This is a genomic window from Frankia sp. CcWB2 (assembly GCF_977927585.1).
The window spans coordinates 1-10,489 of record NZ_CDWRCM010000011.1; the positions used below are offsets into that span (position 1 = coordinate 1).

The 10,489-nt window shown below is 72.4% G+C and carries 9 protein-coding genes; all 9 read left to right on the top strand.

The window, feature by feature from the left end; translation table 11 throughout:
* Nucleotides 1-558: 558 nt before the first annotated feature.
* The gene (locus ACY45C_RS02520; RefSeq protein WP_462186076.1) at nt 559-1,998 is read left to right on the top strand and encodes a replication-associated recombination protein A; all 1,440 of its coding nucleotides are present in this window, start codon (nt 559-561) and stop codon (nt 1,996-1,998) included.
* Between the two features lie 143 nt (nt 1,999-2,141).
* Complete coding sequence (locus ACY45C_RS02525) at nt 2,142-2,672, top strand: DUF948 domain-containing protein (RefSeq protein ID WP_462186049.1); 531 nt, start codon at nt 2,142-2,144, stop codon at nt 2,670-2,672.
* Nucleotides 2,673-3,047: a hypothetical protein gene (locus tag ACY45C_RS02530; protein WP_462186050.1), complete on the top strand. Its 375-nt coding sequence runs from the start codon at nt 2,673-2,675 to the stop codon at nt 3,045-3,047. It begins immediately after the preceding gene.
* Nucleotides 3,048-3,171: 124 nt separating this feature from the next.
* Nucleotides 3,172-5,817 (top strand): alanine--tRNA ligase, encoded by a 2,646-nt coding sequence (gene alaS, locus ACY45C_RS02535; RefSeq protein WP_462186051.1) that lies wholly within the window; start codon nt 3,172-3,174, stop codon nt 5,815-5,817.
* Nucleotides 5,814-6,377 carry a Holliday junction resolvase RuvX gene (ruvX, locus tag ACY45C_RS02540; protein WP_462186052.1) on the top strand — a complete coding sequence of 188 codons (564 nt, stop codon included), beginning with the start codon at nt 5,814-5,816 and terminating at the stop codon, nt 6,375-6,377. Before alaS ends, ruvX begins: the two co-directional genes overlap by 4 nt.
* Nucleotides 6,374-7,654, top strand: coding sequence for an endolytic transglycosylase MltG (gene mltG, locus ACY45C_RS02545; protein ID WP_462186053.1), 1,281 nt, complete (start codon nt 6,374-6,376; stop codon nt 7,652-7,654). The genes ruvX and mltG overlap by 4 nt, the downstream gene beginning before the upstream one ends.
* Before the next feature lie 50 nt (nt 7,655-7,704).
* A complete protein-coding gene (locus tag ACY45C_RS02550; protein WP_462186054.1) occupies nt 7,705-8,754 on the top strand; it encodes a shikimate dehydrogenase in 1,050 nt (349 codons plus the stop codon).
* Nucleotides 8,755-8,756: 2 nt separating this feature from the next.
* The gene (locus ACY45C_RS02555) at nt 8,757-9,422 is read left to right on the top strand and encodes a prepilin peptidase (protein ID WP_462186055.1); all 666 of its coding nucleotides are present in this window, start codon (nt 8,757-8,759) and stop codon (nt 9,420-9,422) included.
* Between the two features lie 137 nt (nt 9,423-9,559).
* Nucleotides 9,560-10,489: chorismate synthase (gene aroC, locus ACY45C_RS02560; RefSeq protein WP_462186056.1), on the top strand; the 930-nt coding region annotated here is incomplete at its 3' end.

Here is a 10,489-nt window from a genome sequence, read left to right on the forward strand (position 1 = left end):
TCCGGAACACTGTGCATTACCACGAAGGTGGCACGTGTGCTCAGTCGAGCAGCTGAACGGACTAGCTGAATGATAATACGCGCACCATTGGGGCTCGGTTGTCCGACGTGAACGAAGTGTGGTCTCTCGGGGGATTGTGCCGGATGACGCGCGGCGCACTACCCGTTCGCCGCGCGTTCCGGCACATTGGCCGCGTTCCGGCACATTGGCAATGAAGCTCTGGTGGTCCGAGCGTGGTCGGGGAAATGGGCGTGGGGTCGTAAGGGCCAATTTAAGATACTTATGCCGTTGTATGAAATATGTCTGCTTCGGTGGGCCGCCGTCGGGGCCGCCGTCGGGGCCGCCGTCGGGGCCGCGGTCTGCCGTGCTCCGGGCTGATCGTGCCTCCCGACGGTCGTACGACGGTCGTACGGTGAACGGGTGAGCCTGTTCGACGCCGATCTCTCCGCTGCTGCCGGGGCTGGTGCCGGGGCGTCCGATGCGTCGGCAGCCGGGACGGCGTCCCGCTCCGCCTCGGGGTTCGCCGGTCCCCGGGATCAGCGTGGCAGCGGTCCGGGGGTGGACCGCGCGGCTCCGCTCGCCGCCCGGCTGCGGCCGCGGACCCTGGACGAGGTCGTGGGCCAGCGACATCTGCTCGGACCGGGAAGCCCGCTGCGCCGGCTGGTCGAGGGGGGCGCAACGACCTCGGTCGTGCTGTGGGGACCGCCCGGCACCGGCAAGACCACGCTGGCGCACATCGTGTCGAGGGCGACCGGGCGACGCTTCCGGGAGCTGTCCGCGGTCACCGCCGGAGTGAAGGATGTCCGCGCCGTCATCGATGAGGCTCGCGAGACGCTGTCAACGTCTGGTGCGCGCACAGTGCTGTTCATCGACGAGGTGCACCGGTTCACCCGGACGCAGCAGGACGCGTTGCTGCCCTCGGTCGAGCGCGGCTGGGTCACTCTGGTCGCCGCCACCACCGAGAACCCCTTCTCCTCCGTGGTCAGCCCCCTGCTGTCCCGGTCGTTGCTGCTGACGCTGGAGCCGCTGACCAACGACGACATCCGCGGGGTGCTGGCCCGGGCGCTGCGCGACCCGCGTGGGTACGACGGGCGGCTGTCGGTGTCCGACGAGGCCCGCGAGCACGTGGTCCGCCTTGCCGGAGGTGACGCCCGCCGGGCCCTCACCAGCCTGGAGGCCGGGGTCGAGGCGCTGCTCGAAGCCCATGAGCGCGAATCCGGACCGGGCGGGAACGCCGGGGCGGGTGCCGATGCCGGGGCGGGTGCAGACACCGAGGCGCTTGTCGACCCGCGGCCACGGCTCGATCTCGACCTGCTGGAGCGGGCCGTCAACCGGGCCGCAGTGCGCTACGACCGGTCCGGGGACCAGCACTACGACGTGATCAGTGCCTTCATCAAGTCGATGCGGGGCGGCGACGTCGACGCGGCCCTCCACTACCTCGCGCGGATGCTGGAGGCCGGCGAGGATCCCCGGTTCGTCGCTCGAAGGATGATCATCCTTGCCAGTGAGGACATCGGCATGGCCGATCCGGGCGCGCTCGGTGTCGCGGTCGCGGCCAGCCAGGCGCTGGAGTTCGTCGGCCTGCCCGAGGCCCGCCTGGCGCTCGCGCAGGCGGTCATCCACCTGGCGCTGGCGCCCAAGTCGAACGCGGTGATCCGGGCGATCGACGCCGCCACCTCGGATGTTCGTGCCGGGCGGGCCGGGCCGGTGCCCGCGCAGCTGCGCGACGCCCACTACCGCGGCGCGCAGCGGGTCGGCCACGGCGCGGGCTACCTGTACCCGCACGACGCCCCCGGCAACGTCGTGCGTCAGCAGTACCCGCCGGACGGGCTGACCTCGACCTACTACTACCAGCCGAGCGGTAACGGCTTCGAGCGCCGCGCGGCCGATCGGGTCCGTGAGCTGCGTGGCGTCGTACGCGGTGACCCACCGCCGTCCCCGGGCTCGTCCCCACCGCCCTCTTCGCCGCCCTCCCCACCGTTCTCCTCGCCGTCCTGACTTCTCTCGTGGGGGCTACCCGTGGCCCCGGTAGCCGTCTCGGTAAGGTCACTCCAGGAGCGTCGGCTGGGTGGCGCCCGCGGCACGGCGGATCGAATCGGGTGGGTGGGACCGGCCCAACGACGATGGAGGCAGGAGCACATATGTCCGGTGGTGCGGTCGCGGGCCTGATCGCGTCGGGCGCGTTCGCGGTGCTCGTCCTCTTCGGCTGTTACGTCCTGCTCAAGCTCGGCAAGATCTTCGATGAGGTCGCGGCCCGGGTACGCCAGACCGGTCTCGCCCTCGACGAGGGAACCGCCCGGGTCCGGCAGGCCGGCGCGACGGTCGACGAGGTCAATCTGGCACTCTCGCACGTCAACAAAGAACTCGACCGGGTCGATGCGATTACGGCGAACGTGCAGTCGATCACGACCAACGTCTCCTCGCTGACATCGTTGTTCGCGGCGACGCTCGGCGGCCCGATGGTGCGTGTCGCGGCGTTCAGCTACGGCGTGCGCCAGGCGGCGGCCAAGCGGACCCGCTCGGAGGTCGAGTCCCGGGTGACGGCCCAGATGAAGGCCGAGAAGGCGGCGCGCCGGTCGGCCGGGCGTGGCGGCCCGCAGCCCGCGGGCGAGAAGACCCCGTCGGTGCCCACGGCCGCCGGCGCGGCGGGCGGGCGTAGGGGAGGCCGGTAGATGTCGAGGATCTTCTATCTCGCTTTCGGGGCGGCGGCCGGCGTCGTGGTGGTGCGCCAGGTGGCGAAGGCCGCAGCCTCCCTGACGCCGACGAGCCTGGCCGGCTCTCTCGTACAGTCGGTACAGGAGTTCCTCGCGGACGTGCGCGAGGCCGCGGCCGAGCGGGAGGAGGAGATCCGTGTCGCGCTCGGCCTCGACGGTGATCCGGACGAAGCAGATCGGGGCGACAAAGCGGACCGAGGCGATGCGGTCGGGGCTGCCCCGCCCCGGGACGCCGCAGCGCAGGCCGCCGGCTCCGGCGCGCCGCGCTACCCCGCTGACCTCGACGACGCCGAACGCACGATGCGGCTCGTCCCCGGCGCCCGGCGGCCCTGAGGACTCCCTCGCCCGCGGGCCGGGGGCACCTGCCCTCACCGCAGCCCGGAAGGCGCGCCCGGCCTACAGCGCGCCACCCCGGGATGTCGAACCTCTTCCCACGAGTCTGGACGACGTGAACCCGATGGACACGGCCGAGATCCGTAGCCGCTTTCTCAACCACTTCGCCCGGCGCGGGCACACCGTCGTCCCGAGCGCCTCACTGGTCGCCCAGGATCCGACGTTGCTGCTGGTCAACGCCGGCATGGTGTCGTTTAAGCCCTATTTTCTCGGGGATCTCCCGGCGCCGTGGCCGCGGGCGACCAGCGTGCAGAAATGCGTGCGGACGGTCGACATCGAGAATGTCGGGCACACCGCGCGGCACGCCTCCTTCTTCCAGATGTGCGGCAACTTCTCGTTCGGCGACTATTTCAAGGCCGAGGCGATCCCGTTCGCCTTCGAGCTGCTCACCGAAGGGTTCGGCTTCAAGGCCGACGACCTGTGGGCGACGGTCTACCTCGACGACGACGAGGCCGAGGGGATCTGGCGCGAGCTGCTGCCCGCCGAGCGTATCCAGCGCCGCGGCAAGGAGGACAACTTCTGGTCGATGGGCGTGCCCGGGCCGTGCGGGCCGTGCAGCGAGATCTACTTCGACCGCGGCTCCGCCTACGGCCGCGAGGGCGGTCCGATCGCGGACGAGGAGCGATACCTCGAGGTCTGGAATCTCGTCTTCATGCAGTACGAGCGGGGCCAGGGCGCCGGGTACGACTATCCGATCGAGCGTGAGCTGCCGGCCCGCAACATCGACACCGGGATGGGCCTGGAGCGGATGGCGACCATCCTCCAGGGCGTCGACAACCTCTACGAGATCGACATCTCCCGGCCGGTGCTCGACGCTGCCGGCCGGCTGACCGGGCGGCGCTACGGCGCGGACCCCGCCGACGACGTGCGGTTGCGAGTGATCGCCGACCACACCCGCACCGCCGCGATGCTGATCTCCGACGGCGTCGTCCCCTCCAACGAGGGGCGCGGCTACGTGCTGCGCCGCATGCTGCGCCGGGCGATCCGCAACGCCCGGCTGCTCGGCGCCCACGAGCCGGTGATGAGTGAGCTGTTCGCGGTCGTCGGCTCGGCGATGGGGACGATCTATCCCGAACTGGTCGACAACGCCGAGACGATCACCGGGGTCGCCGTCGCGGAGGAGCAGGCGTTCGCCGAGACGCTGCGCACCGGCACCACGATCTTCGACACCGCGGCGCGCCAGGCCCGATCCCTGGGCTCGACCATGCTGGGCGGCGAGGCGGCCTTCAAGCTGCACGACACCTACGGCTTCCCCATCGACCTGACGCTGGAGATGGCCGCTGAGGCGGGCCTGTCCGTCGACGAGGCGGGTTTCCACCGGCTGATGGACCGCCAGCGGCAGGCTGCGAAGGCGGACCGGGCCGCGCGGCGGATCGGCAACGTCGACCTGTCCGCGTTCCGGCCGATCCTGGCCCGTTCCGGCCCGACGACCTTCACCGGGTACGAGGAGCTCAGCCGGGCCTCCGGCGTGGTGGGCCTCATCGGCATCGCCGACGGCGCGGGGCTGGCGGCGGCGGGGGAGGGCACCGAGGTCGGGGTCGTGCTCGACGCGACCCCCTTCTACGCCGAGAGTGGCGGCCAGGAGCCCGACCTCGGTCGGCTGCGCTTCGACGGCGGCGAGGTCGAGGTGCTCGACGTCCAGCGGCCCGTGCCCGACCTGGTCCTACACCGGGTGCGGGTGCTCGGCGGCGAGCTGCGGCTTGGCGCGGAGGTGTTCGCGGAGGTGGATGCCGATCGTCGCCGCGCGGTGTCCCGGTCGCACACCGCCACCCATCTCGTGCACACCGCGTTCCGTCGCGCGCTGGGCGAGGGCGCGACCCAGGCCGGTTCGCTGAACTCCCCGGGCCGGCTGCGGTTCGACTTCCACGCCCTCGGCGCGGTGCCGCCGTCGGTGCTCGCCGACGTCGAGGACGAGATCAACGAGGTCGCCCTGCGTGACCTGCCGGTGCGGGCCTTCGTGACCACGCAGGAGGAGGCCCGCCGGCTCGGCGCGATGGCGCTGTTCGGCGAGAAGTACGGCGACGCCGTGCGGGTCGTCGATGTGGGCGACTACGCCCGCGAGCTGTGCGGTGGCACGCACGTCGCGAGCTCCGCGCAGCTTGGCGCGGTGAAGCTGCTGTCGGAGGCGTCGATCTCCGCGGGCACCCGCCGGGTCGAGGGGCTGGTTGGCCTCGACGCCTTCCGCTACCTGGCGCGCGAGCATCTCCTGGTGTCGCAGCTGTCCACCGCGCTGAAGGCCCGTCCGGACGAGCTGGTGGACCGGGTCACCGACATCGTCGGCCGGCTGCGCGACGCCGAGCGGGAGTTGGAACGACTGCGGGCCGCCGCGGTGCTCGCCGGGGCCGGGGCGCTGGCCGAGGATGCCGAGGAGGTGGCTGGCGTCGCCGTGGTCACCGCCGAGGTGCCCGCCGGCACCGCCCCCGACGACGTGCGGCTGCTGGCGCTGGACGTGCGTGGGCGGCTGGCCGGGCGGCCCGCCGTCGTCGCCGTGGCCAAGGCCGACGGGTCGTCGATCGTTGTGGTGACCGACGACGCCGCGCGCGGCCGGGGGCTGCGCGCCGGTGACCTGGTGCGGCAGTCCTGGGCGAGCCTGGGTGGCAAGGGCGGCGGCAAGCCGGACGTGGCCCAGGGCGGCGGGGGGGGCCCACAGCTGGTGCCGGCGGTGTTTGCCAGGCTGCGGGGGCTGGTGGCCGAGCACGCCTCGCGGTGAGCGGCTCGGGCTCCCGGCCCGGGGTGCGGATCGGGGTCGACGTCGGCTCGGTGCGGGTCGGGGTCGCCGCTAGCGACCCCGGCGGCGTGCTCGCGGTTCCGGTGACTACCCTGGCCAGGGATAGACGGGGCAATGCGGACATCGATCGGCTTGTCCTCATCGTCCGGGAGCGGCAGGCTGTAGAGGTCGTGGTCGGCCTGCCCAGACAGATGTCCGGGCAGGAAGGCCGGGCGGTCCGGCTGGTGCGGCAGTACGCCGAGGTACTCGCCGAGCGGATCGCACCCGTCCCCGTGCGTTTTGTGGACGAGCGGCTCACCACGGTTGCGGCTCATCGCAGGATGGCCGAGCGTGGCGTTCGTTCGCGTGCCCGCCGGAGTCTCGTGGATCAGGAGGCAGCCGTGCAGATCCTGCAGCACGACCTGGACAGCCGCCGGGGGAGCGGCGCGCCTGGCGCGATCGGGTGTGCCGCCCCGGTCACGGGTCCGGACGGCGTGGTCCGGGCTCCGGGAGACGACCCCCGGGCCCCGGGCGGTGCCGTCCCGCCGTCGGGCGAGAGGTGACCGGCGGCGACCTCGACGAGATACTCGACGAGGACCCCTACTCGCGTCGCCGTCGGGCCCGCCAGCGCGATGATCGTTACCTGGATGATCGTTACTCGGCTGATCGCTACGCCGACGATCAGTACCCGGACGACCGTGCCGGGGTCGACTGGGACCACCGCGCCTGGGACGACGGCGGCGGCTGGGACGAGCCCGATCCCGACGGCGGCCGGCGCGGTCGCGCGCTGCCGAAGCTCATCGCGGTGCTCGTCGTGGTCGCCGCCCTGCTGGGACTGGGGATCTACGGGGTGGGGAAGGTCGTCGGGCACATCTCGACGGGCGAGCCCGCCGACTACTCCGGCTCCGGCGAGGGCATCGCGGTGGTCCAGATCCCGGCCGGGGCGAGCACTCGCGAGATCGCCGGGGAGCTGCACGACGCGAACGTGACCGCGAGTGTCGCCGCGTTTGTCAAGGCCGCCGCCGCGAACCCGAAGTCGCTGGGCATCCAGCCGGGCACCTACCGTCTGCACACCAGGATGAGCGCCGCCGCGGCGCTCGAGGCCCTGCTCGACCCGGCCTCGTCCGCGCCGTTCAAGTTCGTCATCAAGGAGGGCATGACCGTCCGTGAGGTTCTCACGGCACTGCATGAACGCCTCCCGGGCACGTCGATGGCAGACCTGGAGGCGATCGCGAAGAACCCCACCCAGCTGGGCCTGCCGTCCTACGCGCCGCCGAACCTGCTGGAGGGCTATCTTTTCCCGTCCACCTACGACCTCGTGCCCGGGGCCACGCCCGAGCAGCTGCTGCGCTCCTTCGTCGACCGCTTCAAGCGGGAGACCGCGGCGATCGATCTGGAGGGCAGGGCCGCCGCGATCGGGGTCCTGCCGAAGGACATCGTCACCATCGCCTCGATCATCGAGAAGGAGGTGGCCAACCGCGACGAGGGTCCGAAGGTGGCCCGGGTGATCTACAATCGGCTCAAGGACACGTCGGGGAGATTCGGCCGGCTCGACATGGACTCGACCACTCGCTACGCCACGGACGGGTACGAGGGGCCGTTGACCAGGGAACAACTCTCTCAGAACAACCCGTACAACACACGGGCCGTGAAAGGGTTGCCGCCGGGCGCAATCTCCAACCCCGGCGTCTGGGCGCTGCGGTCGGCGCTGGAACCGGCCGACGGATCGTGGTTTTATTTCGTCTCCATGCCGCAGAGCAAGGTGACGGTCTTCGCCACCACGGAGCGGGAGTGGGAGCAGGCAGAGGCCCAGTACCGGCGTGAAGGGGGCCGTGAGTAGTGCGAGGGAAGCCGCGAGCATGAGGCCGCGAGCATGAGGAGGGCCCGGTAGTGCCGGAGATCGTTCCCGTCGGCACGGCCCCGGCCCGCAGCCGGCCCCCTGAGTGCCATCGTCGGCCCGTGGAACCGTCGGCGACCGTCGCGGCTACCGCGTCGTCGTCGAGCCCCGCCCGCGCCGCCGTGCTCGGGGCACCGGTGGGCCATTCGCTCTCCCCGGTGCTGCATGCCGCCGCCTACGCCAGGCTCGGTCTCGCGGTGACGTACACCGCCGTGCACTGCGACGAGACCGGGCTCGCCGCGATACTCACCCGGGTCCGCACGGATCCGGACTGGGTCGGGCTGTCCCTGACCATGCCGCTCAAGACCGTCGCGCTCGACCTGCTCGACGAGGTGGACGCGACGGCGGCGGTCATCGGCGCCGTCAACACGGTCGTCGTTGGGCCCGCCGGTCGGTTGCGTGGCTACAACACCGACGTGGACGGCATCAGCATGGCGCTGCGCCGGGTGATGCGCGGCGCGGTCCCGTGCCAGCCGCTCGTACTCGGTGCCGGTGGCACGGCCCGCGCCGCGGTCGCGGCGGTCGCCGCGGCGGGCTGCACCCGCCTCGGCGTCGTCGCCCGCCGGCCCGCCGCCGTGGCGGAGGTGACGGAGATCGGGTCGCGGCTGGGCGTCGAGGTCACCGCGCTGCCCTGGGATCTGCTGGCCGCCGGCCTGCCGGCCGGCCCGGATCTGGTCATCTCCACCACGCCCGCCGGCGCGACCGACGGGCTCGCCACCAGACCGTGGTCGCCAGCCTGTCAGCTCGTAGAACTGCTCTATCATCCCTGGCCCACGGCGCTGGCCGCCGCGGCCTACCGACCCGGTGCCCGGGTCGCAGGTGGCCTGGAGATCCTCGCCGCCCAGGCCGTGGGGCAGGTCGAGCATTTCACCGGGCAGGTGGTTCCCGCCAGCGTTCTGCTGGCCGCGGGCCAGGCCGCGCTGGACGAGCGGGCGCAGGCGGACAGGCCCCCGGCGGTGCCGGCGGTGGAGGTCGGCGTGCCGGCCGGCCATGGTTTCGCGGGGAGTGGTCCCCGCGGCCGCGGCGGACCTGCCGGCGGATAGCGGTGCCGGGAGTGGTGCCGGGCGGCGCGCTCAGCGTGTTGATCGCCCTTCCGGCGCTCGCCGCCCTGCCGTTCGGTCGCCGGGTCGTGGCCGGCGTGCCGGCAGTGCCCGGGGAGGCCCCGCACCGGGAGGTGCCCGGGGCGGTGGCGCTCGGTGCCGTGACGGTGCTGGTCGCCACGGCCGTGACCGTCGCCCTGCACGATCATCCGAGCTGGTTGCCGGCCTATGTGTACCTGGCGGTCGTCGGGGTCTGGCTGGCCGTGATCGATCTTCGGGTGCACCGCCTGCCCGACCATCTGGTACTGCCGTCCTATCCGGTGCTTGCCGGGCTGTTCGGCCTCGCCGCGCTGGTCACCGCCGAGCCCGACCGTCTGCTGCGCGCCGGGGTGGCGGCCGCCGCCGTCTGGATGATCTTCCTGGGGGTGCATTGCCTGCCGAGGGCGGGACTTGGGCGCGGCGACGTCAAGGTGTCCGGCCTGCTGGGCGGTGCGCTCGGCTGGCTCGGCTGGCCGAGTGTGGTGTTCGGGCTGTTCGCCGGCGTCGTCCTCGGGGGGCTCTGGGCAAGCGCGCTGCTGGTGGCGGGCCGGGTCGGCCGGCATGACCGCATCGCCTACGGTCCCTTTCTGCTTGCCGGGACGCTGCTCGCCGTCCTCGGCCGCACCGGCTGATCCCGGTTATTCTACTTGATCCATATTATTTTGTTTAATCCCAATCGTCCTATTTAATCCTGATAGTTCCGTTTGATTCCGGTCGTCCTGCCTGATCGCGGTCGTGACCTGGGCGGTGAGCGTGAAAGACTGGAGCCATGGTGCGTTGGCTGACGGCGGGGGAGTCTCATGGTCCCGCCCTGGTGGCGACGGTCGAGGGGCTGCCCGCCGGGATCCGGATAACCAGTTCCGACATCTCCGCCGAGCTGGCCCGCCGCCGGCTCGGGCACGGTCGCGGCGCGCGGATGAGCTTCGAGCGTGACGAGGTCGAGCTGCTCGGCGGAGTCCGCCACGGCGTCACTCTCGGCGGCCCGGTCAGCGTGGTCGTCCGCAACACCGAGTGGCCCAAGTGGGAGCGGGTCATGTCGCCCGACCCGGTCGATCCGGCGGCGCTGGCGGGCCTGAGCCGCGCAGCCCCGCTGACCCGGCCCCGGCCCGGCCACGCCGATCTCGCCGGCATGCAGAAGTACGGGTTCGACGACGCCCGGCCCGTGCTGGAGCGCGCCAGCGCCCGGGAGACCGCCGCGCGGGTCGCGCTCGGCACCGCGGCCAAGGCGCTGCTGCGGCAGGCATACGGCATCGAGGTGATCTCGCACGTCGTCGCGATCGGCGCGGTCGAGGTGCCCCCGGGGGTGCCCGCCCCGACGTCGCTGGCGGCGGTGGATGCGGACCCGGTCCGCTGTGCCGACCAGGCGACCAGCGTGCGGATGGTCGCCGAGATCGACGCAGCCCACGCCGACGCGGACACCCTCGGCGGCATCGTCGAGGTGCTGGCGTATGGCTGCCCGCCCGGGCTCGGCAGCTACGTGCACGGCGACCGGCGCCTCGACGCCCGGATCGCGGGCGAGCTGATGGGCATTCAGGCGATCAAGGGCGTTGAGTTCGGGGACGGTTTCACCACCGCGCGGCGGCGGGGTTCCGTGGCGCACGACGAGATCGAGCCGGCCGGTGCCGGCGGCCGGCGGGTGCGGCGGGCGACTGCCCGGGCCGGCGGGGTCGAGGGCGGCATGACCACGGGCGAGCCGTTG